General features: G+C 64.3%; 25 protein-coding genes. 14 read left to right on the forward strand and 11 right to left on the reverse strand.

Going from position 1 to position 26,100, the window contains the following annotated elements:
* Nucleotides 1-171: 171 nt before the first annotated feature.
* Nucleotides 172-1,425, reverse strand: a complete 1,254-nt coding sequence (gene prf1, locus AC5FRW_RS00845) for a peptide chain release factor aRF-1 (protein WP_493566520.1) — start codon at nt 1,423-1,425, stop codon at nt 172-174.
* 284 nt (nt 1,426-1,709) lie between these two features.
* On the opposite strand from prf1, the gene AC5FRW_RS00850 reads away from it, so the two are divergent.
* Nucleotides 1,710-2,525: a MinD/ParA family ATP-binding protein gene (locus AC5FRW_RS00850; RefSeq protein ID WP_493566521.1), complete on the forward strand. Its 816-nt coding sequence runs from the start codon at nt 1,710-1,712 to the stop codon at nt 2,523-2,525.
* A 16-nt stretch (nt 2,526-2,541) separates the two neighbouring features.
* On the opposite strand, the gene argS is transcribed toward AC5FRW_RS00850, so the two are convergent.
* From argS to pyrH, 4 genes are all read right to left on the reverse strand, one after another.
* Entirely contained in the window at nt 2,542-4,287 is a 1,746-nt protein-coding gene (gene argS / locus AC5FRW_RS00855; RefSeq protein WP_493566522.1) for an arginine--tRNA ligase, read from the reverse strand.
* 70 nt (nt 4,288-4,357) lie between these two features.
* Nucleotides 4,358-6,103, reverse strand: coding sequence for a site-2 protease family protein (locus tag AC5FRW_RS00860; RefSeq protein ID WP_493566523.1), 1,746 nt, complete (start codon nt 6,101-6,103; stop codon nt 4,358-4,360).
* A 40-nt stretch (nt 6,104-6,143) separates the two neighbouring features.
* A complete protein-coding gene (lysS, locus tag AC5FRW_RS00865; RefSeq protein WP_493566524.1) occupies nt 6,144-7,925 on the reverse strand; it encodes a lysine--tRNA ligase in 1,782 nt (593 codons plus the stop codon).
* On the reverse strand, nt 7,922-8,641 hold the full coding sequence (pyrH, locus tag AC5FRW_RS00870) for a UMP kinase (protein WP_493566525.1): 720 nt from the start codon (nt 8,639-8,641) through the stop codon (nt 7,922-7,924). The genes lysS and pyrH overlap by 4 nt, the downstream gene beginning before the upstream one ends.
* Before the next feature lie 435 nt (nt 8,642-9,076).
* On the opposite strand from pyrH, the gene AC5FRW_RS00875 reads away from it, so the two are divergent.
* Both AC5FRW_RS00875 and AC5FRW_RS00880 read left to right on the forward strand, forming a co-directional pair.
* Nucleotides 9,077-9,325 (forward strand): DUF7123 family protein, encoded by a 249-nt coding sequence (locus AC5FRW_RS00875; protein ID WP_493566526.1) that lies wholly within the window; start codon nt 9,077-9,079, stop codon nt 9,323-9,325.
* Between the two features lie 115 nt (nt 9,326-9,440).
* Complete coding sequence (locus AC5FRW_RS00880; protein ID WP_493566527.1) at nt 9,441-10,586, forward strand: site-2 protease family protein; 1,146 nt, start codon at nt 9,441-9,443, stop codon at nt 10,584-10,586.
* Nucleotides 10,587-10,602: 16 nt separating this feature from the next.
* Here the strand turns inward: AC5FRW_RS00880 and thiL are convergent, their stop codons facing one another.
* A complete protein-coding gene (thiL, locus tag AC5FRW_RS00885) occupies nt 10,603-11,475 on the reverse strand; it encodes a thiamine-phosphate kinase (RefSeq protein WP_493566528.1) in 873 nt (290 codons plus the stop codon).
* An 86-nt stretch (nt 11,476-11,561) separates the two neighbouring features.
* On the opposite strand from thiL, the gene AC5FRW_RS00890 reads away from it, so the two are divergent.
* On the forward strand, nt 11,562-12,590 hold the full coding sequence (locus tag AC5FRW_RS00890; RefSeq protein ID WP_493566529.1) for a lysylphosphatidylglycerol synthase transmembrane domain-containing protein: 1,029 nt from the start codon (nt 11,562-11,564) through the stop codon (nt 12,588-12,590).
* A gap of 71 nt (nt 12,591-12,661) precedes the next feature.
* Nucleotides 12,662-13,123, forward strand: coding sequence for a 30S ribosomal protein S19e (locus AC5FRW_RS00895; protein WP_493566530.1), 462 nt, complete (start codon nt 12,662-12,664; stop codon nt 13,121-13,123).
* A 391-nt stretch (nt 13,124-13,514) separates the two neighbouring features.
* Here AC5FRW_RS00895 and AC5FRW_RS00900 read toward each other — a convergent pair whose 3' ends face one another.
* Complete coding sequence (locus AC5FRW_RS00900; protein ID WP_493566531.1) at nt 13,515-14,027, reverse strand: DUF8154 family protein; 513 nt, start codon at nt 14,025-14,027, stop codon at nt 13,515-13,517.
* Nucleotides 14,020-14,712 carry a nucleotidyltransferase domain-containing protein gene (locus AC5FRW_RS00905; RefSeq protein WP_493566532.1) on the reverse strand — a complete coding sequence of 231 codons (693 nt, stop codon included), beginning with the start codon at nt 14,710-14,712 and terminating at the stop codon, nt 14,020-14,022. Before AC5FRW_RS00905 ends, AC5FRW_RS00900 begins: the two co-directional genes overlap by 8 nt.
* A gap of 444 nt (nt 14,713-15,156) precedes the next feature.
* Between AC5FRW_RS00905 and AC5FRW_RS00910 the strand changes: the two genes are divergently transcribed.
* From AC5FRW_RS00910 to AC5FRW_RS00925, 4 genes are read left to right on the forward strand one after another with little or no spacing between them, the layout of a single operon-like run.
* On the forward strand, nt 15,157-15,507 hold the full coding sequence (locus tag AC5FRW_RS00910; protein ID WP_493566533.1) for a DNA-binding protein: 351 nt from the start codon (nt 15,157-15,159) through the stop codon (nt 15,505-15,507).
* Nucleotides 15,508-16,131, forward strand: a complete 624-nt coding sequence (locus AC5FRW_RS00915) for a DUF7411 family protein (protein ID WP_493566534.1) — start codon at nt 15,508-15,510, stop codon at nt 16,129-16,131. It abuts the gene before it with no gap.
* Nucleotides 16,132-16,177: 46 nt separating this feature from the next.
* Nucleotides 16,178-17,488, forward strand: coding sequence for a histidine--tRNA ligase (hisS, locus tag AC5FRW_RS00920; RefSeq protein ID WP_493566535.1), 1,311 nt, complete (start codon nt 16,178-16,180; stop codon nt 17,486-17,488).
* A gap of 39 nt (nt 17,489-17,527) precedes the next feature.
* The gene (locus AC5FRW_RS00925) at nt 17,528-17,920 is read left to right on the forward strand and encodes an SHOCT domain-containing protein (RefSeq protein WP_493566536.1); all 393 of its coding nucleotides are present in this window, start codon (nt 17,528-17,530) and stop codon (nt 17,918-17,920) included.
* Here the strand turns inward: AC5FRW_RS00925 and AC5FRW_RS00930 are convergent, their stop codons facing one another.
* The gene (locus AC5FRW_RS00930) at nt 17,921-18,442 is read right to left on the reverse strand and encodes a GNAT family N-acetyltransferase (protein WP_493566537.1); all 522 of its coding nucleotides are present in this window, start codon (nt 18,440-18,442) and stop codon (nt 17,921-17,923) included. It lies immediately after the preceding gene.
* 96 nt (nt 18,443-18,538) lie between these two features.
* On the opposite strand from AC5FRW_RS00930, the gene truA reads away from it, so the two are divergent.
* The 5 genes from truA to AC5FRW_RS00955 all read left to right on the forward strand — a co-directional run bounded on the left by truA (nt 18,539) and on the right by AC5FRW_RS00955 (nt 23,961).
* A complete protein-coding gene (gene truA, locus AC5FRW_RS00935; protein ID WP_493566538.1) occupies nt 18,539-19,333 on the forward strand; it encodes a tRNA pseudouridine(38-40) synthase TruA in 795 nt (264 codons plus the stop codon).
* A gap of 54 nt (nt 19,334-19,387) precedes the next feature.
* Nucleotides 19,388-21,178, forward strand: coding sequence for an oligoendopeptidase F (gene pepF / locus AC5FRW_RS00940; RefSeq protein WP_493566539.1), 1,791 nt, complete (start codon nt 19,388-19,390; stop codon nt 21,176-21,178).
* Nucleotides 21,179-21,263: 85 nt separating this feature from the next.
* Complete coding sequence (pan2, locus tag AC5FRW_RS00945) at nt 21,264-22,484, forward strand: proteasome-activating nucleotidase Pan2 (RefSeq protein WP_493566540.1); 1,221 nt, start codon at nt 21,264-21,266, stop codon at nt 22,482-22,484.
* Nucleotides 22,485-23,090: 606 nt separating this feature from the next.
* Entirely contained in the window at nt 23,091-23,561 is a 471-nt protein-coding gene (locus AC5FRW_RS00950; RefSeq protein WP_493566541.1) for a pyruvoyl-dependent arginine decarboxylase, read from the forward strand.
* Between the two features lie 49 nt (nt 23,562-23,610).
* The gene (locus tag AC5FRW_RS00955; RefSeq protein WP_493566542.1) at nt 23,611-23,961 is read left to right on the forward strand and encodes a DUF5811 family protein; all 351 of its coding nucleotides are present in this window, start codon (nt 23,611-23,613) and stop codon (nt 23,959-23,961) included.
* A gap of 27 nt (nt 23,962-23,988) precedes the next feature.
* On the opposite strand, the gene AC5FRW_RS00960 is transcribed toward AC5FRW_RS00955, so the two are convergent.
* On the reverse strand, nt 23,989-24,180 hold the full coding sequence (locus tag AC5FRW_RS00960) for a DUF8015 family protein (protein ID WP_493566543.1): 192 nt from the start codon (nt 24,178-24,180) through the stop codon (nt 23,989-23,991).
* Nucleotides 24,181-24,259: 79 nt separating this feature from the next.
* Nucleotides 24,260-26,074 (reverse strand): translation initiation factor IF-2, encoded by a 1,815-nt coding sequence (gene infB / locus AC5FRW_RS00965; RefSeq protein ID WP_493566544.1) that lies wholly within the window; start codon nt 26,072-26,074, stop codon nt 24,260-24,262.
* Nucleotides 26,075-26,100: the final 26 nt, after the last annotated feature.

The raw sequence follows: 26,100 nt of genomic DNA on the forward strand, positions 1-26,100 counted from the left end.
TGTTGTGCCCACTCACCATCCCCACCCCACCACAACATCATCCTTCCCATGCCACCTTGGACGTGCCGCACCTGGTCGCCCTGTCCCGGGCGACCGTGCCTCTGACTTTTACACCGGTGAGCGACAGCCGTCGCTGGTCGGTCGGAACGACACGGCCGAGCAGGAGCCGCTCTAGACGCCGGTGGAGTATCGCAGCAGGCCGGCAACGCCACCGAACGCCGTGAGAAGCTGTTCGCCCTTCTCGAAGTCCGTCGAGATGAAGAGCGTCTCCGAGCCACGCTGTTCGGCCAGTTCCATCAGATGGTCGATTGCGTCCTCGCGTTCTGCCTCGTCGGCCTCGACCGTCGCGCCACAGCGTGAACAGTCGTGGTCACTCGTCGTCTTCCGGCGGTCGATCATCTCGTACTCGTCGTGGCCGTTCTCACAGGTGTAGCTCACGATGTCTTTTCGGAGGTCCTCGGAGATGAGCAGGCGGTCGACGGCACCCATCATCAGGTTCTCTCTGGTCGGGCCAAAGCCGTAGGTCGCCTGATCGCCGTCGTGGAGTTCCTTGAAGAACTCCTCCATAGCTTCCTTGTCCTGCAGGATCTCACGCTCTGCCAGCACTTCGCTCGCGGCGTCGACCAGATCGTACAGCCCCGACTCGTCGGTGTAGGCCACGTCGAACTTCCCGAGGACGTTGTCGCCCAGTTCGTGATGGAGGTAGTCGCCGTCGAGGAACTCGTCTTTCGTCGGCGAGGGACCGCCCACGAGGATGCCGTCCATCTCGTGGCGACGCGGGACGAACAGGTCGTTCGCCATCCCGGCGACCTCCTGATAGAAGTTGTCGATGGCTTCGAGGCGCAGTCGGGCGAAACGCTGGGCGGACTGCCCACCTTTGCGCTGTTTGCCCGGCACAAGCGAGGAGGCGGACTTGACGGGTTCGACGCGCTTGCCCTTGAGCCAGCCGACGTTGGCCTCGCGCCGGTCGAGCACGATCAGGCCAAAGAGACCCTTGTCCGCGAGCATCTCCGCCAGCGGTTCGGTGAGGAAGTCCGAGTCGCAGTGATACCGGAAGGACTCGACGGGATCCGGTGGTGATTCGAGCACTTCGGTGACCATGTCGGTCCGGCCGCCGCCCGAATCGACCGCTCCCGAGAACAGCACCATCCCGTTCTCTGGCGGGGTGTTCCCGTAGTAGCGTAGTCGATCCTTGATACTCGTCAGTGCGTCCTGCACGTTCGTCCGGGTCTGCTTGGACTTGATGTTCGAGGCCTCCGAGTGCTCCTGGGTGACGTGGGCGACCACGTCGCTGATCATCTTGTCCTCGGGGACGTAGATCGTGACCAGCTGTGTCCCGGAGCCATCGTAGCCTTTCAGCTTCTCGATGACCTTCTTGAACTCGTATTTTTGTTTGTCTGATTGCTCCTGCTCGGACTCGCTCATTGGAACAGTGTTGGCTGAGCGTGTGTAAGTAAGTGTTGACAGGGAGGCGCTGAGTGGAACGAAGCGCCTCCTGATTGCGAGCGGGAGCGTCAGCGACACGCGAACAGCGAAGGCATCGACGAGCGCAGTGAGTCGAGGTCCTCGTTATGGCGAGCGGGAGCGTTAGCGACACGCGGGTAGGGCGGCGCGTGAGGACCTACGGGAGTCACGGGCCGCCGAAAATCGGCTTCTGGGTGACGGGCGGCTTTATATGATAGCCAGCCATGGCCTTAGATACTCAAACAATGGCGGGTTACGTGTGCACGATCGCGGGTGGTAAGGGCGGTGTCGGCAAGACCACGACCGCGGTGAACGTCGGTGCCGCGTTGCAGGAGGGGGGTCACGACGTGGTCGTCGTCGACGCGGATCTGGGGATGGCGAATCTGGGGTCGATGCTGGGCATCGAGCACTCGGCGTCGCTCCACGAGATCCTCGCCGGTGACGCGGCCGTCAGCGAGACGTTGACGGATGCGCCGGGTGGCCTGACGATCATCCCCGGCGAGCAGTCCCTGGAAGCGTTCGCCGATGCCGACCCGGCGAAGCTTCGGAAGGTCATCAAGACGCTGCGCAACGCCTACGACGTGGTGTTGATCGACACCGGTGCGGGGCTGAGCCACGAGGTCGCCGTCCCGCTTGGACTGGCAGATGGTATCATACTCGTGACGACGCCCGACGACGTGGCCGTCGGCGACACGGTCAAGACCGCCCAGCTGGCCGACCGCATCGACGGCGAGGTGATCGGGGCGATCCTCAATCGCGTCACGAAGCACACTGACGTGGCCGACATCTCCGAGCGGCTGGGATTCAAGCTGCTCGCGGTCGTCCCGGACGATCAGGCGGCGACGACCGACGAACCGCTCGTGCTCAACGCCCCCGATAGTCGCGCGGCGAGTGCATTCAGTCAGCTCGCAGCGTCCCTGGAGACGATGTTCTTCCGCGGGGAGTCCGCCGACGAAGTCGAGATGGTCCTCGAAGAGGAGTGGTTCGTCGACGAGGAGGAACTGGACGACGACGACGAGGACGACGAGGAGTCGGGTGGCGTCTTCGGACTCTTTGGTTGACGTACTGGACTCTCTCTCACATCGAGTCGGGTGCTTCCACACCGATCGCGTCGAGCGCGTTCGCGACGGTGTGGCGAGCGGCGTCGACCAGCGCCAGACGGGCCAGTCGAACGTCTTCGTCGGCATCGAGCACTGGACACTCCCGATAGAAGGTGTTGAACTGCTCGGCGATAGCGCGGGTGTAGGTGGCGACGACGTGGGGACGGTGTTCGTCGGCGGCCTGTTCGATCACGGCCGGGAAACGAGCGATCACGCGCAGGAGATCCCGCTCGGCATCGGTCGAAAGCAACGACACGTCGAGGTCGTCGGCGGTCGGCGTTGCGTCGCTCTCGTCCAAGATACCACAGCAACGCGCGTGGACGTACTGGACGTAGGGGGCAGATTGGGCCTCGAAATCGAGTGCGCGCTCCCACTCGAAGGTGATCCCCTTCGTTGGCTGTTTCGAGACGATATCGTAGCGGACGGCACCGATACCGACCTGATGGGCGATGCGGTCCACGTCCTCGGCGTCGATGTCGTCGTCGCGGCTGCGGTCGTCGAGTCGGTCCTCGACTTCGTCGCGAGCACGCGAGATCGCTTCGTCGAGGAGATCGTCCAGATCGACGCCGGTGCCTTCACGGGTACTCATCCCGCCTTCGGGGAGGTTCACCCACGAGTAAAACACCTGTTCGAGCTGGTCGGTGTCGTTCCCGAGTAGATCGAGGGCGGCGTCTAGCTGGTCTGCCTGTAGTTTGTGATCCTCGCCAAGCACCGTCACGGCCCGGTCGTAGGTGTCGAACTTCCACTCGTGGTGGGCGAGGTCCCGGGTCGTGTACAGCGAGGTCCCATCCGAGCGCAGGAAGACGAGGTTCTTCTCGAAGTCCGCCAGATCGAGTTGCCACGCGTCGTCTTCGTACACCGCTTCGTCGAGTTCCTTGAGGCGGGCGACGAGGTCGTCGGTCGAACCGTCGCGCATGAAGCGGGTCTCCTTGACGAACTCGTCGAAGGTCGCCGGGAGGCGTTCGAGGGTGGCGCTCATGCCGCCAAGCACCGTGTCGACCACTTCACTGACCCGTTCGTATGTCGCCTCGTCACCGTCTTCGAGTCCCTGCAGGATCGACTGGATCTCGGTCTCTGCTTCGTCGACCCGGTCGGCGTCGGCCTCTTCGAGGAAGGAGTTGCCCTTGCGGTAGTAGCGGACCATCTCGTACTCCGGGGAGTCGCGTTCCGGTTCGGGGAGGTCGCTCTCGTCGAAGGTCTCGTAGGCCCAGGTGAACACCGCGATCTGGCGGCCAGCGTCGTTGACGTAGTAGTGACGATCCACGTCGTAGCCGGCGTAGTCGAGCACGCGAGCGAGCGCGTCACCGATGATCGGGTTCCGGGCGCGGCCGACGTGGACCGGGCCGGTCGGGTTCGCGGAGGTGTGTTCGACGACGACGCTCGTCTCGCGGTCGGGCAGTCGGCCGAAATCGGCGTCCTGTGCCCCTTCGAGCGTGTCGGCGAAGTAGGCCTCGCTGGGCAGGAAGTTCACGTAGGGACCCTGCGGTTCGACGCTGTCGACGTATTCGAGCGTGTCGGCGTCGATTTCGGCTGCGATGTCGGCGGCTACCTTCGGCGGCGGTGCGCCGACCTCGCCTGCGAGACGGAACGGGACGCTGGAAGCGAGGACGGCCGCCACGTCTTCTGGGGGTTCCTCGATACCGAGGTCGTCGCTCGGGAGGTCGAGCCCTTCGAGTGCGGCTTCGAGGGCGTCTGTGACCTCCGAGCGGGTCTGGCGGAACATACTCGCGGCTTTCGCGGCGGTCGGTATAGGGGTAACGGACTCGCCCGCCAGCCGAGCGTGTCAGTGCCGATCAGGTCAGCAGGCGGGGCGCAAACACCATCATGAGCAGGCTGGTGATCATCGTGATCGTGATCGCACCCGTCACCGCTGTCGTCAGCGAGTGCTTGCTCTCGATGGGGAGGCGAGCGACGATCGACTCGACGCTGGCCCGCAGCAGGTGGCCCCCGTCGAGTGGGAACGTCGGGACGAGATTGAACTGGCCGATGAGGAGGTTGATCCAGCCAGTCCAGAACAGGACGTTCGCCAGCAGGAAGCCGGGACCGTCACCGAGTGCGCCGACGACGCCACCGACCTCGTAGAAGTTCGTCCAGAAGCCGGTAAAGCCGGGGAAGTTGTAGCCGAGTCCGCTGGCGACGCCCGCGAAGGGCAACAGGAGCATGGCGAAGATTCGCTGTGGCAGGTCGAGCGTGGCTGCGCCGGTCTCCCCGTCCATCTCGCCACCGAGCAGTTCGAGGAAGGCCCCAGCGGGGTAGTACCGGACGCCGAGGTCGGTGACTGCCAGCCCGCCGATGCCGGGCGCGGTGTTGACGCCGAGACCGTCAGCGCCGACGGCCACGGAAAACTCCTCGCGTTGCCCGTCGACGTAGCCGACGACTGTCACCTGATCGCCCTGTGATTTCGTGTTCATCGCGCGCTCGAAGTCGCCGTCGCTGACGATCCGTTCACCGTCGATCGCGGTCACGACGATCGTTCCTTCGGCGGGTGCACCCTCGCCAGTCAGTGGACTGTCGGCGGTGATCCGGCCGAACGCGCCCATCGGGATCGTCACGTTCCCGGCGCTGGTCGTCACGTCTGCGACCGTGTGGTTCCGGGCCAGTCGGTAGAACTCCGATTCGGTGTGGACGGGCGTGCCGTTGATCGCCGTGATCGTGCTGTTGGTCTCGATTGGGACACTCGTGACGTTGCCTCGGACGATGACCGACCGCTCCAGCGTGACGGTGTCACCGCCGCGCAGTCGGAGATCGACCGAGCGCTCCGTTGTGTTGGCGAGGACCTGTTCGAGATTGCGACTGGACGCGATCGGCTGATCGTCGACGGCCGTGACGACGCTGCCCTGTTCGAGGCCCGCTTGTGCAGCAGGCCCACCACCGAGCACGCCGCCGATCTTCGCGCCGTCGACGACGGCGAACGATCCCATCACTGGACCAAAGAGCAAGAGGAAGGCAAACAGTGCGATCGCGAAGTTGTTGGTGACGCCGGCGGCGAACATCCGAACCTGCGACCCGCGACTCGCTCGCTGCACGTCGGCTTCGTCCGGTTCGACGAACGCGCCGATGGGGATCACGGCCAGCAGTGCAAGCCCCATCGACTCGATGTCGATGTCCTCGACACGGCAAAACAGGCCGTGGCCGCCCTCGTGGACGATCAGCCCGAGCGCGAGTCCGGCGAGGATCTCGGGAGCGACCGACAGCGGGAGGAACTCGTTGACACCGGGGATCGCAAGCACGTTGCGCGGTTCGTTGAGCTGTGAGGGCTGTGGATCGACGACGGCGTTGTAGCCGGCAAAGAGGAACGCGACGAACGAACCGACCATGACGACCAGTCCGAGTCCGAACCCAATGTTCCCCCACGCTCGCCAGAGGCGCTTGGGCCGGGCGAGTCGTTCGAGTAACTGTCGTCCTTTCTTCGTGTGGAGGGTCGTGATCGGGCCAGAGAGACGGACGTACTCCGGGAGCAGTCCTCGTGTGCGCAGCACCATCCCGAGAATGGTGTAGGCAACGACGCCGACGAGGACCCACGTGAACGTACTGACCATTCGGTCGAATAGAAGACCCACCCGGCAAAGAGGGTTTGGTCTATCGCTCGCGCCGGAACCGTTCGACGACGAACGCCCGATCGAGCTTCGCGACGAAGGGACCGAGCTGTGGCCCCTCGTCTTCGTCGAACAGGAGTCGATAGCCTGCCGAGAACAGATCGCCGATCGCCACGTCGTGGCGCTTTGCCGTCTCGTAGATCTCGCCCTGAATCGTCTCGCCGTCGTGACCCTCGGCGATGAAGTCAGCGAGATCGGCGAGTGCGGCTTCGGTGGCTTCGTCGAAGTCCACGTCGGGCATCTGGGCGCGTTTCAGTTCGTAGTCGAATTCGTTGTCGGTACGACTGGCCCACTCACTGGCTTGCTCGACCCGACCCATGGCGGTCTCGACGGCCCACTCGGGTGTGTCGTCGACGAGATGGCCCTCTTTGCGAGCCACGTCAGCCCGGAGTTCGGGGTCGTCGAACATCCCGAGGACGGCCGCGAAGGTGTAGGGAATCCGTACGCGGTCGGCGAACGCGTCGTCGATCAGGTCGACGATCTGCTCACGCGCGTCGCGGTCGTTTACCATTTCGCGCCACGCCCCGTCGCCCAGCGTGTCCGAAAAGCGGGCTGCCACTGTCGGGCGAATCGACGGCGGGTAGGCTCGTCTTGCCAGTGCCGTCTCTCGTTCGGTGCCCGACTCCTCGTCGAAGTACAGCCGTTCGGTTCGGTCGAAGTCGTCGACGAGCTGATCGAGTCGTTCGATGCTGAAGTCCCGGGCCTTGCTGGGGTCTTTCGAGAAGAAGTATCGCAGCACCTCCGGTTCGAGCAGTTCGAGTACGTCGTGGACCATCACGACGTGGCCCTCCGAAGACGAGAAGGGCTTGCCGTCGAGCGTGAACCACTCGTAGACCATCGGTACCGGCGGCTGAATGTCAAAGACGTGCTCGGCGATGTCGACGCCGGAGGGCCACGATCCCTCGGCGTGATCCTTCCCGAATGGCTCGAAGTCCACGCCAAGGACTTCCCAGCCGGCAGGCCACTCGAAGCGCCACGGGAGCTTTCCGTCACGGAGCGTCGCGGTCCCCTCGTGGCCGCAGCCGTCGATGACGCGGTCGCCGGCTTCCATGTCCGTACAGCGGTACTCGACGGCCCCGGCGTCGGTGTCGACCGCTGTGACCGTCTCGGTTACCTTCCCGCACTCGCCACAGATCGGATTGAACGGGACGTACGAGTCGTCGACCTTGTCCTGATACTTTCCGAGTACCTCGCGTGCCCGCTCCTGATTGTCCAGCACGTACCGGGTCAGCTCCTCGAACGCGCCGTCCTCGTAGAGATCGGTCGTCGAGACGATGTCGATGTCGACGCCCATCAGTTCGGCACAGTCGGCGATCAGGTTCGAGAAGTGATCGCCATAGGAGTCACAGCAGCCGAAGGGATCGGGGATGTCGGTGTAGGGGCGACCAAGATTCTGTCCGAGCGCGCCCGCGTTGACCTCGCCCAGATCGACGATGTTGCCGTCCAGATCCGCGAGCTTGCGCGGGAGCTTTCGGAGCGGATCGCGGTCGTCGGTGGTGAACACTTGCTGGACCTCGTATCCGCGGTCGCGCAGTGACTCGGCGACGAAGTAGCCCCGCATGATCTCGTTGACGTTGCCCAGATGCGGAACGCCCGAGGGGGAGATCGCACCCTTGATCACGACCGGCTCGGTCGGGTCGCGAGCCTCGATCTCGTCTGCGACTTCGTCGGCCCAGAAGACGTTGTGCGCATCCTCGGATTCCTCGCCGTCGTGGTCGCCGAGCGAATAGGGATCGGCCGTGGTCTCGTCCTCGCTGTCACTCATGGCTGGTCCCAGTCGTCGGGGGCAGCGCCGACGCCGTTCGGAATCACGTCGGTTCCGTCGTGGTCGCCCGTCCTGATCGCCCGCTCGACGGCCGCCGGGTCGGAGCCGTCAAGGACGATCGATCGCAGTCCCGCTCGTTCGATGATCTTGGCTGCCAGCAGGTCGACGGGAGCGTTGCTGCCGGCGTTCATTTCGAGCCCGGCGATCAGGTCGACCAGGTCCGAGGCGGCCATCTCCTCGTAGCGTTCCGCGCTGTCGTCCTCGTTGGGATCGGCGCTGAAGACGCCGGGTACGCTCGTGGCGTACACGAGCAAGTCGGCGTCGACGTGTTCTGCCAGCGCGGCGCTGACGGCGTCGGTCGTCTGGCCGGCGACGGTGCCGCCCATCACCGGGATGTCGCCGCGTTTGATCGCTTCGCGGCCACCGTCGTAGCTCTCGATCGGCGCCGGTGCGGCGGCGTCGCCGAGTGCGGCGATGAGAAGCCGGCTGTTGAGCCGGGTAACGGCGATACCGAGCTGGTCGAGTTCGATCTCGTTGGCCCCCAGATCACGTGCCGTCGTGATGTATTCGCGCGCTGTCGGACCGCCACCGACGACGATCCCGAGGGTGTGTCCCGCTTCGTCGAGTGTTTCGATAACGCGGGCGTACTCGCTGATCCGATCCGGTTCCAGATCGGGTGCGAGGACGCTCCCGCCGACGGAGACGACTACTTTCATTGTGCCAGCGTAGCCCCGAGGCAGTCTTAAGGGTTGTCAAGACCAGCGCGTGGCCGTCTCTGACCGCGACGACCGATTCGATGGGCACGAGCACTGCACTATCCAAGCCGACGTTACCCTGTGTCCCCATGCTGGACCGTGAGACGGGCACACATGCCGTCTGACGCTCGTCTGCTGCCGGCGCGAGTACCGGCAACAAATTCTTATTTTTGAGGCGGATAGTGTCGCTTTCCCACATTTATCTCGGTGCGATAATAGGAGAAAATATAGTGCCAGAAAACAGCATTAGATCATAGAATAAAATGTCTCGTTGCTTCTGAGGCGTTCGTGAAAGGTGCGTTTTTCCCTGATTCAGCCTGAAAGTTGCCGAAGCGGCGCGAAGCTTCCTTCGTTTATATACTGTCAGGGGCGGAATGAGTTGACGAGGTCACAAAGATGAGCACGACTGTGCAGCCCTCCACGGACGAGATGAGCAAAGAAGACCGTCTGAAGACGTTTCTCCAGGAGAAGGCCAACAACGGCGAACTCTACTTCAAGAGCAAGTTCATCGCTGACGAGGTCGGACTCTCCCCCAAAGAGATCGGCGCGCTGATGGTGAAGCTCAAGGACTCGGCGACAGATCTGCAGGTCGAGAAGTGGTCCTACACGAGCGCGACCACGTGGCGCGTCGAACCCGCACAGTGACGCCGACCGGTCTCCGCCCTGTATCGACTCCTGTTGCAGTGTTCGACACCTGACAGTGCTCCCGGACAGGTCCCCGTCCGGGGTTTTATGCTCGCGCGACGCGTAGCAATCGCTGATGGAACGGCCAGACTCGCCGGCGACAGCGCCGTCGGTCGAGGAGCTTGCGTCCGTTTTCAGGGTCTATCAGGTCCGCCGAGACGGTGATCGGCTGGTCTACGTGGGCGATCCGCGTGTACAGCCCGAAGCCGTCGAACGGCAACTCTGGGAACCGTTCCACGACGCTGGGTACGAGATCACGCTCGAACGGGAGTACGTCCCTGCCGACGAGACGGCGATTCCCACACACGGCTGGGTGCTCGTCGCCCGGCCGTACTCGATCGGTGTCGACGGCATCCCGTGGACGAACATTCTGCTTGGACTGGTGACCGTCGCCTCGACACTGCTGGTCGGCGCACTTCAGTGGTACAACGTCGACATCGTCAGCGATCCACTCGCCGTCTTTCGGGCCTGGCCCTTCGTCGTCGCTGTCCTCGGTGTCCTCGCGGTCCACGAACTGGGTCATTACGTAGCCAGTCGCTACCACGGCGTCGACGCCAGTCTCCCTTACTTCATCCCGTTCCCGACACTCATCGGGACGATGGGTGCGGTCATTCGGATGAAAGGGCGGATTCCCGACCGCAAGGCGCTGTTCGATATCGGCGCGTCGGGACCCCTCGCGGGACTGGTCGCGACGGTCGTGGTCTCTGCCATCGGGTTGCAACTCGATCCGGTCGTCACAGAGCAGGCGATGGCGGCGAGTCCCGACGCTCCCTACGTCGACTTTCACAATCCTCTCTTGCTGGAACTGATCGCTGCCGCCACCGGCACGCTGGAGACGCTGCGGACCGAGCCACTCCACCCGGTCGTCTTCGGGGGGTGGGTCGGGATGTTCATCACGTTCCTCAATCTCCTGCCGGTCGGGCAACTCGACGGGGGCCACATCGTCCGCGCGCTGTACGGCAAGCGTCAGGAGACCATCGCCGCTGCGGTCCCGGCGGCGCTGTTTGCCCTCGCCGGCTACCTGTACTTCTTACAGGACGTGACCAACGCCGTCGGCATCTGGGTCATGTGGGGCCTGCTCGCGACGGGACTGGCCTACGCCGGCCCGGCAGACCCGATCCGTGACTCCCCGCTCGACAGCAAGCGAGTCGTGCTAGGTATCCTCACGTTCGTGCTGGGTATCCTCTGTTTCACGCCGGTCCCGTTCGAACTCGTCACCTGACCGGACGGGGTCGGGGCTACTTCCCGTGACTGTACCCGCGGTCCGGGAGCGGATCGCCGTCGAGTGTCACACCGTCGTCGGTAACGGTACCGATCGGTGTGAGCGGACACGGCACCTGCTCGCGCGCTCGCTCGACGGCCGATTCGGGGAGCGTACAGACCAGTTCGAAGTCCTCGCCGAAGAACGCGCCCAGTTCGAGGCGCTCGTCGCCGTCGGCAGCCACCGCGTCGACGCTGTCGTCGATCGGAAGCGGGGACTCGACGGCGACGCCACACTCGGAGGCTTCGGCGAGCTGGTGCAGCGAGCGCGCCAGTCCGTCGCTGGAGTCCATCATCGCCGTCGCGCGCCCGGCCAGTGCCGTCCCTGCGGCGACGCGCGGGACGAACCGGAACAGGTCGTTGGCACGCTCGATCTCGCCACGGTCGAACAGTCGCAGTGCCGCCCCACTCTGCCCGAGCGTGCCGGTCACACAGACCACGTCACCCTCGCGTGCACCGGATCGCAACACTGGATCGTCGGTCCGGCCCAGTCCGGTCGTCGCGACCGTAAACTCTTCGTGGCCGTCCAGATCACCGCCGACGTACTCGGCACCGACGCGTTCACAGACGTCGCTGGCCCCGTCGACGAAGGCGGTCAGTTCGTCGGGGTCGAAGCTGGGTGCGCCGTAGACGGCGACGGCGGCGGTCGCGTCAGCACCCATCGCCGCCACGTCCGACAGTGAAGCGCCGACGGCCCGCCAGCCGGCAGTGTAACGAGTCGTCCCCGGAGGGAAGTCCGTCGTCTCGTGGAGCATGTCCGTCGTCAGCACCTGCCCGTCGACGACGGCACAGTCGTCGCCCGCCGCCGGAAGCTGTCGACCCACCATCGCGAGGGCCGCGCGTTCGTCCATGTCGGTCGCTGGGCCGGCCAGCACAAAAACGGTCTCGCTCTGCCCTCACCGGTGATTTGAAACGCACGCCGCTACTCGAACGCCGTATGGGTGATCGCCTGCCGACGATCGTCGGCTTCGCTGGTGCGCTCGTCGTGCTGGGCGTACTCGTCTGGTTCGTCGGCGTCGATCAGATCCTCGCGTCGCTCTCCATGGCTGACATCGCCGTCGTGGCCGTCGTCGTCGCCGTCGCCGCGTTCTGGATGACGGCCTGGGGGCTGGCACTGCGGACCGTCCTCGAATCGCTCGGCGCACCGGTCGCTGCCCACACTGCCGTGCTGGTGTTTACCGCTGCCGTCTTCTCGAACAACATCACGCCCTTCGGACAGGCCGGCGGCGAGCCAGTCAGCGCACTGCTGATCTCGGAGGCGGCCGACACGGAGTACGAGACCGGTCTCGCCGCGATCGCAAGCGTCGACACGCTGCACTTCATCCCGTCGATCGGCTTCGCCATCGGTGGGCTGGTGTTCGTCGCCGCCGGCACGGTCCGACTCGGACGCAACGTCGTCTTCGCCGCGAGCGCGATAGCAATCCTTGCGGTCGGCCTGCCGATCGGCGCATACCTCGGCTGGCGGTACCGGTACGAACTGGAATCGACCGTCGTCCGGGCGCTGACGCCGGTCGTCCAGACAGTCGGCAGGATCGTCCCGCGCTGGACCCCGCCGACGGCAGCGCGGATCGAGCATCGCATCGAGGGCTTTTTTACGTCTATCGACCGGGTCGCCGGCGACCGGGAGTCGCTCCTCGCGGCGACGGGCTTCTCGGCGCTGGGCTGGCTCGGTCTCGGCGCGGCGCTGTGGCTCTCGCTGTACTCGCTCGGATACAGCGTCCCGTTCTCTGCGGTGATGCTCGCGATTCCGGTGGGCATGGTCGCCGGCATCGCACCGCTGCCCGGCGGGTCGGGTGCCATCGAGACGGTGCTCGTGACGCTGCTGGTACCGACCGCGGGCGTCCCCTCGGCGGTGGCGCTCTCGGCCGTCCTGATCTACCGCGGTGCGACCTACTGGCTCCCGATCCTGATCGGCGGCGGCGTCGCCAGCTTCCTCGGCGCCGGACGCGCAAGCAACGCCGGATAACGGCCGTCACCCATTAGCGCACTCGCCTCCTAACGATGGCCTTAAATGACGCCGACGGAAACCACAGTGCAATGACGACGCTCTACGACGTGCCCGCGGACGAGCTTATCGAGGCCGCCGCGGTCGAGCTCGCCGCGGAGGACGCCATCGAGGCACCCGACTGGGCCGAGTTCACCAAGACCGGCATCGACCGAGAACTGCCCCCGGAACAGGACGACTTCTGGCAGCGCCGCGCCGCCAGTGTCCTGCGCAAGGTCGCCACCGACGGTCCCGTCGGCGTCGGCACCCTCCGCACCGCCTACGGCAAGTCCAAGGGTGGCACCAACCGCTATCAGGTCCGTCCGCCGCACAAGACGGACGCCTCCGGTAACATCATCCGCACCATCCTCCAGCAGCTCGAAGATGTCGGCTACGTCGAAGCCGCCGGTGGCGAGGGTCGACGCGTCTCCGCCGACGGTCGCGCGTTCCTCGACGACCTCGCCGGCGAGGTCATGCAGGACCTCGACCGACCCGAACTCGAACGCTACGCCTAAGCTACCACCTTTTTCCGCTTCGGGTGAGCGCGAGGCGCTCACCGTCTGCTCACGGGCGCTTCGCGCCCGTTCGCATGGTATGCGGGTGCGGGGCCTCCGGTCCCGCACTACTTGCGCAAAAAACGTGGGCGAAAAAGGCGCGAATCGCCATTGGCGATTCGGGTGTTGTGCGTGAGCCTGCGAACGCACCGCTCGTCAGAGCTTGCTCTGACGGTGAACCGGGCGACCTACCGGGTTCTTCGAACCGCTCGGTCGCCCGGATGCTTTCTACCAATACCTTCCTCTCTAGCATGACTTGGCAGTTTTGCCGGTGATTTATCGGCTAATCAGTACCGGTGACTCTCACCATCGTACCCGACTTGCTCTATTTCGTTCGATACTCCGTGTGCGATCACAGGTTGTTACAGACGCAGATACCGCCGTGGCGAATCTGCTCGGTCGCGTGCGTATGAATTGCTCGCGCCAACGCACGCATGGCGGTGGCCTGCTCGTGGGTCGGGCGATTGCCACCGTAGTAACTGTCCGTTCGGTTGTTGTCGTAGAGGTGCCGGAGCTGTGTCGAGGTCTCCCGAGACAGTAAGCCAAGCTCTGCCGCCCGCGTGTAGCATGTGGTGTGATCGTGGAAATCCCGGAGCGAATCGCCACCTTCGGCGAGGGCGTACGCTTCGAGCGATCGTTCTATGGCACCGAAACACAGTTCGATGATTGCCGTATCGTACCCGTCGACGACCGACTTCTCGGCGAGGTCGAGAAGCTTACAGCCTTTCGTGAGTTGTGCGGTCCAGTGTTCGTCGATATCGATCGATTCTTCGGGCGTCGGGATACCACCTCCCTCCTGATTGAACGCATCGACTGCAGCGTCCAACGCTCGCGTAAGATCGTTCGGATCGGAACGGTTACTCATCAGCAGCTCCCTTGAGAATCATCTCTCGTAGTTCGATGAACTCGTCCGTGTCGTACACCACGATACCGTCGCTGAGAATCCGGCGAATGTCCGAGATGTGGCTCGGGGCTGCCTGAAAGCTCTCGACGTCGATCTCGAATTCGAACCGTTCGCCGTCGAATCGCCTCTCCTCTAGGTCCTGTCTGACTCGATTTGCGCGCCGCTGGTTTTCCATCCGATTGTTTCTGATGGCCACCCAGAGGTCGATATCACTTCGTCGGTCCGCGTCACCACGAGCAACGCTCCCGTACACGACGACGCCGATCACCTCGTCGAGCCGCTCCCTGAGCGAACTGACCGCCGCCCGAACGGGTGGCCGGAACGTTGGCTGTGGGATCTCGAATAACGGATCGTCTGGGACGGAGAGACGGCCCGTATTGATCTGGACGAGCTTCTTCTGTGCCTCTTGCTCGACTGTGACGAGCTGGTTAGCTACGAGTACGTCGACAGCCTTCGAGATGCTCGGGCGTGAGTAATCCAGTACCCGCCCAAGCTCGACGTACGAAAACTGGGACTCCGGATTTTTGCTCACGAACGAGAGGATATCACTCATCGCCTGGCTGCTGAACAACCGGTCGTCTTGGATCGGGAGATTGAGGACTATCGTCGTGGCGTGGTCGTCCTGACTGTTCGAGTTCGTTTTCATAGTAAAGATATCTTTTCGCATCGAACTTAAAGTTTATATCCAAACAGAGATTACTTTATAAAGACATAGGGCGAGTCAGTGACTGCGGTGGGTATCTGTTCCCCTGGAACCGATCGTTTAGCGGACCAGCTGTCAGGATGCCGACGCTCGCGTTTTATCGCGAGCGCACGGGGAGGGAGCGAGATTCCAACGGAATCTCGGAACGACGAGCGGGGAACACCGTGACCCGCGAGTCAACGGGGACCGCGGGAGCGGTGTGGTCGGCGGCGCGCACTCGGGCGCGCCGCTACGGAGAGCCGACAGGCGACTCAAGCGCCGCCGAGCGTCGCTCGGCGGGCGCAAGGCGGCCTGGTGGAATACTAAGGGCGAGGCAGTCGCGCCAGCGACCTGCCGAGGGCTTAGTAGGAAAGAAATTTTGGTGCTCAGCCAGTAGTGGGGAATAGTATGAGTGGTGAGCCAGACGAAGAACGACTCGAAGAACTGCGCGAGAAGAAAATGGAGCAGCTCAAAGAACAGCAGGGTGGTGACGGTGACGCGGAGGCCCGTGAGGAGGCCAAGCAACAGCGCGAGGCCCAGAAGAAGGCCATCCTCCGCCAGAACCTCACCGACGAGGCACGCAAGCGTCTCAACACGGTGAAGATGTCAAAGCCCCAGCGCGGCGAGCAGATCGAACAGCAGATCGTCTCGCTGGCCCAGAGCGGCCGCGTGCAGGGCAAGATCGACGACGAGAAGATGAAGCAGTTGCTCAAGGAACTGACGCCCGACTCCAAGAGCTTCGACATCCAACGCCGGTAGATGCGCTGTGGACTGCTGTACAGCGGCGGCAAGGACTCGACGCTCGCGGCGCTCGTTCTCGACCCACTGTACGACGTGACACTCGTGACGGCGACGTTCGGGATCGGCGACGACGGCAGCGAGGGTGGTAGCAACGCCGACGTGGTCGGAAACGGCCGGGAAGCGGCCGAGTCCGTCGGTTTCGACTTCGAGACGATCGAACTCGATCGCTCGGTCGCCGAGGCGGCCGTCGAGCGAATGGTCAGCGATGGCTACCCCCGCAACGGCATTCAGCAGGTCCACGAGCACGCTGTCGAGACTATCGCAGCCGACGGGGAGTTCGACGCCATCGCGGACGGGACCCGCCGTGACGACCGCGTCCCGACCGTGGATCGGCCGCTGGCCCAGAGTGTCGAAGATCGCTTTGCCGTCGACTATCTAGCTCCTCTCTCGGGGTTCGGCCGGGACGCCATCGACGCGCTCGTCGCCGACCGGCTTCGAGTCCAGACCGGACCGAGCGAGTCGATTCCGAAGGCCGACTACGAAACCGAACTGCGAGCCATCATGCGCGAAGAGTACGGTACTGCGGTGGTGTCGGACGTGTTCCCCGAACACACCCAGTCTCGGGTCGTCGGCCGTCGGTGAGTCGGTAAAGGACAGTTTCAAGCGGGCCGTCGCTGTATCCCGGGACATGTACGACTCGCTGAAGGGGTTTCGTGACGTCTACCCCGCCGAGATGGCTGCCTATCGGGCGGTCATCGATCAGGTCGAGACCACCGCCAAGCGCTACGGGTTCCGCGAGATCGCCACGCCGGCACTGGAGGCGACGGAACTGTACACCGACAAGAGCGGCGAGGAGATCGTCGAAGAACTGTACCACTTCGAGGACAAGGGCGGGCGCGACGTGGCACTGGCCCCGGAACTGACGCCGACGGTCGCGCGGATGGTCGTCGCCAAGCAGCAGGAACTGTCCAAACCGATCAAGTGGGTGTCGACACGGCCGTTCTGGCGGTACGAACAGGTCCAGCAGGGCCGCTTCCGTGAGTTCTATCAGACCAACATCGACATCTTCGGGTCGAGCGAGCCGTCGGCCGACGCCGAGATTCTGGCGGTCGCAGCGGACATGCTCACCGGATTCGGGCTGTCGGCCGACGACTTCGACTTCCGTGTCTCCCATCGTGATATCCTCTCGGGGCTGCTCGATTCCTTCGACGCCGACGTGGACTCCCGTGAGGCCATCCGCACCGTCGACAAGCGTGCGAAGATCGACCGCGACGAGTATCTCTCGCAGTTGCAAAGCGCCGGTCTCTCGCTGTCTCAGGCCGAACAGTTCGACGAGTGGCTGCAGGCTGGCGAGGACGACCTCGATTCGCTGGCCGAGGCGAGTGAGTCAGCGCAGGTCGCCGACGCCGTCGAAAACCTCCAGCGCGTCCTGGCCGCGGCCGAGGACTTCGGTGTGCGGGAGTACTGTACCGTCTCGCTGACGACGGCGCGCGGGCTCGACTACTACACCGGCGTCGTCTTCGAGTGTTTCGACTCGACGGGCGAGGTGTCACGGGCCGTCTTCGGCGGCGGCCGGTACGACGACCTGATCGAGGGCTTTGGCGGTGAGCCGACGCCGGCGGTCGGGTTCGCTCCCGGCGTCCTGAACTCGACGCTCCCACTGCTCCTCCAGCGGGCGGGCGTCTGGCCCGAGGAAGCGCTGGCGACGGACTACTACGTCCTGCAGGTCGGTGACACGCGTTCGGTCGCGGCCCGGATCGCGCGGGACCTGCGCGAGCGGGGCAACGTCGTCGAAACGGACGTGTCGGATCGGAGCTTCGGGGCCCAGATGGGCTATGCCGACTCGATCAACGCCGAGACGGTCGTCATCGTCGGCGAGAACGATCTCGAAAACGACGAGGTGACGGTCAAGGACATGGCGAGTGGCGACCAGACGACCGCGCCGGTTGACGCCTTCCCCGGCGAAATCGATCGGCCGACGTACGACGATTTCGCGTAAGCGACGGAATTTTCACGATCGCCGTCCGAATTTGTTGTCATGAGTTCCCTGTTCCCGATGGGCAAATGGCGACTCGCCGGTACCATCGCCATCCTGAGCTTCGGGCTTACCTCCCTGGCCGCCGTCCTCGGCGGTGGAACGCTGGTCCCTGCCCTGTTCGTGTTTGGTATCTTCGTCCTGCTCCCGCTGGTCGCGCTGCTGGGTGAGGACCTCCCCTTCGTCGCAGCCTCCGAAGACGAAGCCGACGGTTCTCGGTTGCCCGACGACGATCCAGTCGAACTGCTCCGTGAGCGCTACGCCCGTGGTGAACTCTCGAAAGAGGAGTTCGATGCGCGACTGGATCGGTTGTTAGAGACAGAAGACCTTTCGGCTGGTCAGTCGACCGACCGGTCGTCGAGCGTTCAGCGAGAACGCCTGCTGGACGAGGAGTGACTACGCAAGATCCAGTTCCATCTCGTGTTCGCTGCGCTCGCGTTCGGTCGTCTCGAAGCCCACGGACCGATAGAGATTCATCGCGACGTGGTTGTCGCGCTGTACCGAGAGCCAGACGTGTGTCAGTCCCGCCTGTTGGCCGGCACCGAGCAGCGCGCGGATCAGCCGTGACCCGATACCGGCGTGGTGGTAGTCGGGGTGGACGAAGATCACGAGTTCGGCGGTGTCGTCGTGGGGGAGCAAGGCGGCGTGGCCGACGGCTCGCCCGGCATGCCACGCGGCGAGATTGATCCCGTCGTCGAGGAGGATATCGATCCACTCCCGGATGTCGCGCCGTTCGCGTGGGGGGATTCCCTGTGCGCGGTCCGCGTCGGTGTAGGCGGCGTACATATCGACGAGTGCGTCGCCATCGGTGGAATCGGCGGTCGTGATCTCGATGTCGCGCTCGTGGGTGTCGACGAACGAACGTGGGGGTGGCTGGAACTCGTCCGGAGCGAGCGTCGCCGTGGCGTCGTCTGCCATCGTCCGGGTTTGGTCGTCCGGCCACGTAAAGGCGGCCAGTTGCTCCCGATGGGCGAGAACGGCGGTGTTGAAGTGTCCGACGGCCGGAGTCGGTGTATGCGCGCCTATCGGATCGCCTACGACGGTGGTCCCTACCATGGCTTCCAGCGCCAGCCAGACGTAGCGACCGTCGAGGGGGAACTGCTCGCAGCCCTCTCGGGACTCGGGGTGACGGATGGGACCGTCCCCGAGGGGTACGCGGCCGCCGGCCGGACCGACGCTGGCGTCTCGGCGCTCGCACAGACCGTCGCCTTCGAGGCTCCCGAGTGGCTCTCAGCGGCGGCGTTCAACAGTGAACTGCCGGCTGACGTGCGAGCGTGGGCCAGCGCGGACGTGCCCGAGGAGTTCCACGCGACCCACGACGCTCGCGAGCGAACGTACGTCTACCACCTGTACGCGCCTGACGCCGACGACGAGCGCGCTCACAGGGCTGCGGACGAACTCGCGGGCGCGCACGACTTTCACAACCTCACGCCCGACGAGACCGGGACGGTTCGGGACCTCTCGATCGATCTGAGCCGCGACGGGGACTTTCTCGTCTGCACGCTCCGTGCAGGGGGGTTCTGCCGACAACTGGTCCGGCGGATCGTCGCACTGGTCGAATCGGTCGCCACGGGCGCAGCTCCGCTCTCGACGGTCGATCGCGTCCTCGACGACGAGCCACTCGACGGGCCAGACGGTGTCCCACCGGCGCCGGCCGAACCGCTCGTGCTGACGGCCGTCGACTACGGCATCGACTTCACGGTCGACGAGGACGGTCGTGAGAGCGTTCGAGCGATCTTCACACAGCGCCACGCACGGCGACTCGCGGGCGCTCGCGTCGCCCGGACGATCGGTGATGGCGTGGAGTGATTACACGCCGGCGGGCCGGCAAGACTTACGGTACCGAGGTGCTAACGCCGGGATATGAGTTCGGTGCCCGATCGATCGGAGATCGATGAAGAGTACAAGTGGGATCTCGAATCGCTCTATGCGACCGACGAGGACTGGGAAGCGGCCTTCGAGGAGGCCGAAGGTCTCGTCGAGGAGCTAGCGGCCTACGAGGGTGAAGCGACCGACGACGCGGAGACTCTCCTCACCACGCTGGAGACCTACGAGCAGTTGATGCGGACCGTCAGCAACGTCGCGTCCTACGCTCGGATGCGCAAGGACGAGGACACGACCCGCGACCAGTATCAGGCCCTGACCGCCCGATCACAGTCGCTGTCCTCGGACGCGTCGAGTGCGGCGAGCTTCCTCGAACCAGCGCTCCAGGAACTCGGGTGGGACGACATCGAGGCGATGATCGACGCCGAGCCAGCCCTCGCCGAGTACGAACACTACTTCGACGACGTGCTGCGGATGAAAGACCACACTCGCTCACCCGAGGTCGAGAACGTACTCGCCGAACTGAGCGAGGTGACCGGGGCGTCCGGCGAGGTGTACAACATGCTCGCCAACGCCGACATGTCGTTCCCCAGCGTCGAGGACCCCGACGGCGACGAGCAGCCCGTGACGCTGAACAACTTCACGACCCTCCAGAAGCGACCGGACCGCGACTTCCGACAGCGGGTGTACGAGTCGTTCTACGACGAGTGGGGCACTGTCCGTAACGCCGTCGGTTCGGCCTACAAGAACAGCGTCAAGACCGACGTGAAGATGGCACAGGCCCGCAACTACGACACCGCACGCGAGGCCGCACTCGACGGCCCGAACGTCCCCGTCGAGGTGTACGACACGCTCGTCGACACCGTCCGCGAGAACTTAGACGCGCTCCACCGTCACGCCGACCTCAAGCGCGAGGCCATCGGCGCGGACGACCTGGAGATGTGGGACCTCTACGTCCCGCTCGTGCAGGAGGAATCCCCCGAGATCGAGTACGAGCAGGCCTGTGAGTACGTCGTCGACGCCGTTGCCCCACTGGGCGAGGAGTATCAGTCCCGTGTCGCCGAGGGCCTCGAATCGCGCTGGGTCGACGTGTACGAGACCGAAAACAAGCAGTCCGGGGCCTACTCCGGTGGCACCTACGACTCCCAGCCGTACATCTTGATGAACTATCAGGACGACGTGGAGTCGATGTACACGCTGGCCCACGAACTGGGCCACTCGCTCCATTCGGAGTACACCAGCGAGTCCCAGCCCTACGTCTACTCGGGCTACGAGATATTCGTGGCCGAGGTCGCGTCGACGGTCAACGAGACGCTGCTCACCCACCACCTGCTCGACACCGTCGAGGACGAGCAACTGCGCCGGCACGTCCTCAACGAGTACCTCGAACGATTCCGGTCGACGCTGTTCCGCCAGACCATGTTCGCCGAGTTCGAACACCGCGCCCACGAGATGAGCGAGGCCGGCGAACCGCTGACGCCCGACCGACTGGACGACCTCTATCACGATCTCAAGAGCGACTACTACGAACCGGCCAACGTCGACGACCGCATCGCCCGTGAGTGGATGCGCATCCCCCACTTCTATCGGGCGTTCTACGTCTACCAGTACGCGACGGGCATCTCGGCGGCGGTGGCGCTCGTCGACAGGATCCTCGACGAGGGCGAGCCAGCGGCCCAGGACTACATCGACTTCCTCGCCAGCGGGTCCCGCGAGTACCCGCTGGAACTACTGCAAGGTGCTGGCGTCGACATGTCCACTTCGGCCCCGGTCGAGGCCGCAATCGACACCTACGGCGACTATCTCGACGAGTTCGATCAGTTGATGTAACGCACTTCGGTGGGCCTGTCGATTCGACTATGTGTATCTGACCCAAAGGCCCTTAATAGTTCAATTACGTAGACCCTATAACTCGATGTCGCGCAGTCCCTCGCTTCCCGACCGGCCACGGTTGAATCTCGACCCCGATATGACGCCCGAAGAGCGCCTCGAAGCGCTCCGGGACCACTTCGCCGAAATCGTCGAGGTTCACGACGAATTGGAGACACAACTCGATGCGGCCCGCGACCGCCAGCACTCGCTGACGGACGATGTCGACCGCATCGAGCGAGAAAACGAGATGCTCAAGACCTCCTCGCTGTACATCGCGACCGCCGAGGAGATCACTGACGACGGCGTGATCGTCAAGCAGCACGGGAACAATCAGGAAGTGTTGACCGAGGTGTCGCCGTCGATGCGCGAACGCTTAGACGCCGGCGACCGCGTCGCCATCAACGACTCCTTTAGCGTCAAGCAGATCCTCGACGCCGAGACCGACGCCCGCGCACAGGCGATGCAGGTCGATGGCTCGCCCGATGTGACCTACGACGACATCGGTGGGCTGGAAGACCAGATTCGCGAAGTCCGGGAAGCAGTCGAGGAACCACTCGTCAACGCCGAGCAGTTCACCGAAGTCGGGATCGAACCGCCTGCCGGCGTCCTCTTGCACGGCCCGCCGGGCACCGGAAAGACGATGCTCGCCAAGGCCGTCGCCAACGAGACCGACGCGACGTTCATCAAGATGGCCGGCTCCGAACTCGTTCGGAAGTTCATCGGCGAGGGCGCGCGACTCGTCCGGGATCTGTTCGAACTCGCCGCCGAACGCGAACCCGCCGTCATCTTCATCGACGAAATCGACGCTATCGCGGCCAAGCGAACCGAATCGAAGACCTCCGGCGACGCCGAGGTCCAGCGGACCATGATGCAACTGCTCAGCGAGATGGACGGCTTCGACGAACGCGGCGAGATCCGCATCATCGCCGCCACCAACCGCTTCGACATGCTCGACCGGGCCATCCTCCGACCCGGCCGCTTCGACCGACTCATCGAAGTCCCCGAACCCGACTTCGACGGCCGCAGCCGCATTCTGGAGATCCACACCGAACAGATGGACCTGGCTGACACCGTCGATCTGTCGACCATCGCCGGCAAGACTGACGGGCTTTCGGGCGCGGAACTGGCTTCGCTGTCGACGGAAGCCGGCATGTTCGCCATCCGCGACCAGCGCACCGAAGTCACCGAAGCCGACTTCGACGACGCCTTAGCAAAGATCGAAAACGGCGCTGAAGACGGCAGCGTCCCGGTTGCCTTCGCCTAGTTACCATCTTTTTCCGCGTCGGGTTTCCTCGCTCGCTCCACTCGCTGCGGGAACCCTCGCGCAAAAACATGGGTGAAAAAGGCTCGACCTCACTCCGTTCGGTCGAGTGAATCGCGCGACCTACCGGGTCCTGACGGACCGCTCGGTCGCGCGAATGCTTACCGCCCAATACAGACGATCTATGTAACATTCTGCGTTGGCGTGCGCTGTCGCTCGCTCCGTCGAGCGATGACAGTGCGCGAGGGATGAGTAACGCAGGGAGCGGAGCGACCGAGTAACGCAGTCGGTTGGGGAGGTGTGTGGTGCGGTGCTGTGCAGTGCGGTCCTGGCGGATGAAAGGGCGAGGTGCGCTGGCGCTCGTTGTAGTCGTCTGAGCGGCCCCTCTCCGAGCGACGCGAAGCGGAGCGAGGAGATGCCGGTCAGCGACCGCCAGCGTGGCGAGGGCTTTCAGTGGTCGTTTCCAGTGTTGGCGGGGACCGACTCGACTGCTAGCCAGCGTGGCGAGGGCTTTCGGTGCTTTGTTGCTGTGACGGTAGCAGTGTTCGACCAGTAGACTGCCCCACTCAAAGCGAAACCCCTTACAGCCAGCACCGACCAAGAACAGGTATGAGCGTCATCCGAGTCGTGTGGGGCACTGCAGGCGGTCCCACTGAACTCTCCGCGTTCGACGCCGCCCTCGCAGAAGCGGGCGTCCACAACTACAATCTGGTGACGCTCTCCTCGGTGATCCCCGCCGACCCCGATATCGAGGTCGTGGGCCGTGCGCCGGACCTCGGGCCGGTCGGTGACGAACTCCACGTCGTCGAATCGTCGGCGACGGCCGCACCCGGCGAGCGTGCGGCGGCGGGCATCGGCTGGGCACGCAGCGCCTCGGGCCGGGGCATCTTCTACGAGGTCTCGGGCACCGATCCCGACGCGGTCGAGGGAGAGATCGAAGCGGGGCTGGCGGCGGGACGCCAACTCCGAGACTGGGACTTTATCGAGGAAGACGTGGTCGTTCGGTCGGTCGACGCCGACGACGAACACGCCAGTGCCGTGGTGTGTGCCATCTACGGACGAAGCCGGCCAGCACTGTAAGCATCGCCGCGTTTTTAACCGCCGTTCGCATAGATACGCCGGAAACCGAATGTACGGAAATACCCAGTTTGGGGCCGACGTCGAGGAGGTCACGCTGACGGCCGAGCAGCGCCAGTCGCTCCGACGTGATCTGACCCACGTCGCGGCCGGGCTTCGTGAGGTGCTCCCCGACGAGTTCGTGGTGGGTTCTGAGATCAGCAGTGGCTCGGGCGGGCCACGGGCGACCATCGCCGTCCAGCCGCCGCTTGGCTCGGTCGTCAGCGCGGGCTACTCGCCGACCGAGGACAAAGTCGAGATCACCGATGAAGAACGCGACGACCTCGTGCACGGACTGGCGGCGTCGGCCGCGCTGCAGGTCAAGCAGGCGATGACCGACGACGCAGCGCCGACCGCACAGTAAACGACCGCTGACAGCATCGATTTTCGTTCACCCGTCCGCCGGCGGATCGTAAAAGAGCGCGTAGCCAAGCGTCCCGCTGGCCGGGAGGCTGCCGGCACACATCGCGACGCCTAGCTGGACCGAGAAGACGACGCCGACCAGCGAGGCCAGCACCATCGGCACCGCCATCACGAGCAAGACGAGATCGGCCGTCGCGAGCGAGACCTCTCCGGGGAGCATCGTATCAGCAATGGCTCACGCCAGCTAATTAAATATTATTACTCGGTGGCCGGGCGCGTGTCGGTCGCCCGCCGTCGGCCTATTTCCCCCAGAAGGGGTCGCGATTACGCTGCTTTTCGAGGTACTGATTGAGCGCTTCGCGTTCGTCGCCGGTGATGTCCTCTTTGAGTTCCTGTTCTAAGATCTTGGCGTGTTTCTCGGGCAGCTCGGTCCAGAGTTCGTCGCCCTCGTGGATCTGGCGGCCGACGGTCGGGCCGTCGATGGAGACGGCGACGCGGTCGCCTCGCGTGGCCTCGTCCACGTCTTCGCCCTCGTCCTGAATCGATTTCATCAGCCCGATGCGTTCTGGCTCGGCCCCGTCGAACAGCGCGACGTGGGTGTTGCGCTTGATCGTGCCCGCAAGCACTTCGACGCCGACGACAGCGGGGTCGTTCTGGCGGAAGGTGTGATCGGGCAGGATCTGGAAGCGGGCGGGGCGAGTGATGTTGTCGAGGATCTGGTCTTGCTGGGCGGTTTCGATGGCCTCGACGTGTTCTTCGTAGTCCTCGATGAGCTGATAGATCACGTCGTGCTCGAAGATTTCGACCTCCTCTTGCTCGGCCAGTCGCGTCGCGTCGTCGAGGATGTCGACACCGAAAGCCAGCACGGCGCGGTTGATCGGCTCGCCTGCGGTCCCGGCGACCCGAACGTCTCGCGGGGCCACGTCGCCGACTTCCGCGCGCATCACGGGAATCTCGTGTTCTTCGAGCGTGCCCGACAGTGCTTCGAGCGACCCGAGTGTGTCGGCCTTGATGACCAGCCCCTCCTCGGCAGTCGAGACCTCGAAGCCGGCCAGCTCTTCCTCCACCTCGGCGATGACCTCGTTCAGATCGCGGTTCCGAACCACTCGGACCGGCGCACCGGCCATCGCATCGTCTAGATCCGGCGCGGCGATCTTGATCCCGTCGGCTGCGGCGACGGTCTCGACGCGCTGGAACTCTTTTTCGGTTCGAATCTCGGCGAGTGGCTGGGGCTTCAGCAAGGCTCGAACCTCGGTCACGATGGGGCCGTCCAGTCCGCCGACGACGATCTGATCGTCCTCTTTGATCGTGCCGTCGTAGACGACGGCGTCGATGGTGGTCCCGAAGCCACGCGCTTCGGTCACTTCGAGTACCGTCCCGACGCCGGGACCGCCGACGTCGACGGACATCTCTGCTTTGAGATAGCGCTGGGACAGCCCCATCATCACCGTCAGCAGGTCCGGCACGCCCTCGCCGGTCTCGGCCGAGACCGGGACGACGCCGATGTTGTTCTGGAAGTCCTGCACGCGCCAGTACATGTCCGCCGAGAAGCCGTTGTCCGAGAGTTGGCCGATGATCTCGTACAGCTTCTCGTCCAGATCGCCCTGCACGCGCTCGGACTGCTTGGCTTTGGTCGCCTGCACTGGCTCTCCTTCGTTGGGGTTCCAGCCGGGGACGGTGTCGATCTTGTTGGCGGCGACGATGAAGGGTGTCTGGGTGCGTTTGAGGATGTCGATGGCTTCGAGCGTCTGGGGCTGGAAGCCGTCGTTGACGTCGACGACGAGGATGGCGATGTCGGCCAGCGCCCCGCCACGCGAGCGCAGCGTCGAAAAGGAGTGGTGGCCGGGCGTGTCGATAAAGAGAAGCCCCGGCAGGTCGAAGTCGGTCGGGTCGACCAGATCGCCCGCCATCGTCGAGATCACGTCGAGTGGGACGGCGGTCGAGCCGATGTGCTGGGTGATCGCACCGGATTCGCCCGCGGTCACGGCCGAGCCGCGAATCTTGTCGAGCAGGCTGGTCTTGCCGTGGTCGACGTGGCCCAGCACCGCCACGATCGGTGTTCGGAGAGACCCAGCGTCGAAGTCGTCGTCAGCGTGAGAATCGGGTTCGGACATGGTGGAGCACCGTCGAGAAGTTGTTG

The organism is Halomicrobium sp. HArcht3-1 (assembly GCF_058933345.1).

Excerpts from the sequence above, each read along its gene's own strand:
- prf1 (WP_493566520.1), bottom strand. The coding sequence starts at position 1,425 with ATGAGCGAGTCCGAGCAGGAGCAATCAGACAAACAAAAATACGAGTTC.
- AC5FRW_RS00850 (WP_493566521.1), top strand. The coding sequence starts at position 1,710 with ATGGCGGGTTACGTGTGCACGATCGCGGGTGGTAAGGGCGGTGTCGGC.
- argS (WP_493566522.1), bottom strand. The coding sequence starts at position 4,287 with ATGTTCCGCCAGACCCGCTCGGAGGTCACAGACGCCCTCGAAGCCGCA.
- AC5FRW_RS00860 (WP_493566523.1), bottom strand. The coding sequence starts at position 6,103 with ATGGTCAGTACGTTCACGTGGGTCCTCGTCGGCGTCGTTGCCTACACC.
- lysS (WP_493566524.1), bottom strand. The coding sequence starts at position 7,925 with ATGAGTGACAGCGAGGACGAGACCACGGCCGATCCCTATTCGCTCGGC.
- pyrH (WP_493566525.1), bottom strand. The coding sequence starts at position 8,641 with ATGAAAGTAGTCGTCTCCGTCGGCGGGAGCGTCCTCGCACCCGATCTG.
- AC5FRW_RS00875 (WP_493566526.1), top strand. The coding sequence starts at position 9,077 with ATGAGCACGACTGTGCAGCCCTCCACGGACGAGATGAGCAAAGAAGAC.
- AC5FRW_RS00880 (WP_493566527.1), top strand. The coding sequence starts at position 9,441 with ATGGAACGGCCAGACTCGCCGGCGACAGCGCCGTCGGTCGAGGAGCTT.
- thiL (WP_493566528.1), bottom strand. The coding sequence starts at position 11,475 with ATGGACGAACGCGCGGCCCTCGCGATGGTGGGTCGACAGCTTCCGGCG.
- AC5FRW_RS00890 (WP_493566529.1), top strand. The coding sequence starts at position 11,562 with ATGGGTGATCGCCTGCCGACGATCGTCGGCTTCGCTGGTGCGCTCGTC.
- AC5FRW_RS00895 (WP_493566530.1), top strand. The coding sequence starts at position 12,662 with ATGACGACGCTCTACGACGTGCCCGCGGACGAGCTTATCGAGGCCGCC.
- AC5FRW_RS00900 (WP_493566531.1), bottom strand. The coding sequence starts at position 14,027 with ATGAGTAACCGTTCCGATCCGAACGATCTTACGCGAGCGTTGGACGCT.
- AC5FRW_RS00905 (WP_493566532.1), bottom strand. The coding sequence starts at position 14,712 with ATGAAAACGAACTCGAACAGTCAGGACGACCACGCCACGACGATAGTC.
- AC5FRW_RS00910 (WP_493566533.1), top strand. The coding sequence starts at position 15,157 with ATGAGTGGTGAGCCAGACGAAGAACGACTCGAAGAACTGCGCGAGAAG.
- AC5FRW_RS00915 (WP_493566534.1), top strand. The coding sequence starts at position 15,508 with ATGCGCTGTGGACTGCTGTACAGCGGCGGCAAGGACTCGACGCTCGCG.
- hisS (WP_493566535.1), top strand. The coding sequence starts at position 16,178 with ATGTACGACTCGCTGAAGGGGTTTCGTGACGTCTACCCCGCCGAGATG.
- AC5FRW_RS00925 (WP_493566536.1), top strand. The coding sequence starts at position 17,528 with ATGAGTTCCCTGTTCCCGATGGGCAAATGGCGACTCGCCGGTACCATC.
- AC5FRW_RS00930 (WP_493566537.1), bottom strand. The coding sequence starts at position 18,442 with ATGGCAGACGACGCCACGGCGACGCTCGCTCCGGACGAGTTCCAGCCA.
- truA (WP_493566538.1), top strand. The coding sequence starts at position 18,539 with ATGCGCGCCTATCGGATCGCCTACGACGGTGGTCCCTACCATGGCTTC.
- pepF (WP_493566539.1), top strand. The coding sequence starts at position 19,388 with ATGAGTTCGGTGCCCGATCGATCGGAGATCGATGAAGAGTACAAGTGG.
- pan2 (WP_493566540.1), top strand. The coding sequence starts at position 21,264 with ATGTCGCGCAGTCCCTCGCTTCCCGACCGGCCACGGTTGAATCTCGAC.
- AC5FRW_RS00950 (WP_493566541.1), top strand. The coding sequence starts at position 23,091 with ATGAGCGTCATCCGAGTCGTGTGGGGCACTGCAGGCGGTCCCACTGAA.
- AC5FRW_RS00955 (WP_493566542.1), top strand. The coding sequence starts at position 23,611 with ATGTACGGAAATACCCAGTTTGGGGCCGACGTCGAGGAGGTCACGCTG.
- AC5FRW_RS00960 (WP_493566543.1), bottom strand. The coding sequence starts at position 24,180 with ATGCTCCCCGGAGAGGTCTCGCTCGCGACGGCCGATCTCGTCTTGCTC.
- infB (WP_493566544.1), bottom strand. The coding sequence starts at position 26,074 with ATGTCCGAACCCGATTCTCACGCTGACGACGACTTCGACGCTGGGTCT.